At 68.7% G+C, this 785-nt stretch carries 2 protein-coding genes; one reads left to right on the plus strand and one right to left on the minus strand.

Annotated features, from left to right (window positions below):
• The coding region (locus LPA54_RS33620) for a sporulation protein (RefSeq protein WP_228984499.1) at nucleotides 1–331 on the minus strand (331 nt) is incomplete at its 3' end.
• A gap of 188 nt (nucleotides 332–519) precedes the next feature.
• On the opposite strand from LPA54_RS33620, the gene LPA54_RS33625 reads away from it, so the two are divergent.
• Nucleotides 520–785 (plus strand): DNA-3-methyladenine glycosylase (locus LPA54_RS33625; RefSeq protein WP_228984500.1); only part of this gene is annotated, 266 nt, incomplete at its 3' end.

Below are 785 nucleotides of genomic sequence, written 5' to 3' on the forward strand. Positions count from 1 at the left end.
GCTGACCGTCGATCATCGTGATCGGCGTCTCCCACGGGATCTCCAGCCCGAACTGCAAGGCGTGCACCGCGCCCGCCTGCAGTTCGAAGGCGCCACCCAGCTGCTGTTTGGTGAACTCGATGTTCTGCTTGTACTCCTGATCGCCGCTCTCGACCTCGACCTTGGCCAGAAGACCGACCGACAGCCCCTCGATCTGCTGGTTCACGGACCCGCCCTGGATCCGCACCTCGCCCTGGACCACGCCCCCAGGAACGACGTTGACCTCGTGCAGCACCGTCTCGACCGAGGCCCCGCCGGCCCCCAGACTCGCCAGCAGCTTCTTGAACGCCATGTCTCTCCCTCTCCAGGCGACCCCAGCGGGCCACACCTGATCCACCGGCCCGCAGCACCTCGTGCGCCGGACTCCGATCCCTAACAACGCGATCCGGCCGCGGCCGGTTCCGTGTGCCCCCACCCTGGCCACCGCGGCGCCGGCGTGACCAGCCCGTGGTCCACCCGCCTCCAGTACCCTCGGACGGCATGATCGCGAGCCCCGACCGTACGCCCCTGCCGAGAGAGTTCTTCGACCGGCCCGTCCTCGAAGTCGCCCCCGATCTCCTCGGCCGCCTCCTCGTCCGCGACACCCCGGACGGACCGATCACCCTCCGCCTGACCGAGGTCGAGGCCTACGACGGACAGAACGACCCCGGTTCGCACGCCTATCGCGGCCGCACGGCCCGCAACGAGGTGATGTTCGGTGCGCCCGGCCATGTGTACGTCTACTTCACCTACGGCATGTGGTTCTG

The organism is Streptomyces sp. DH12, from assembly GCF_020873895.1.
Taxonomy (GTDB): Bacteria; Actinomycetota; Actinomycetes; order Streptomycetales; family Streptomycetaceae; genus Streptomyces.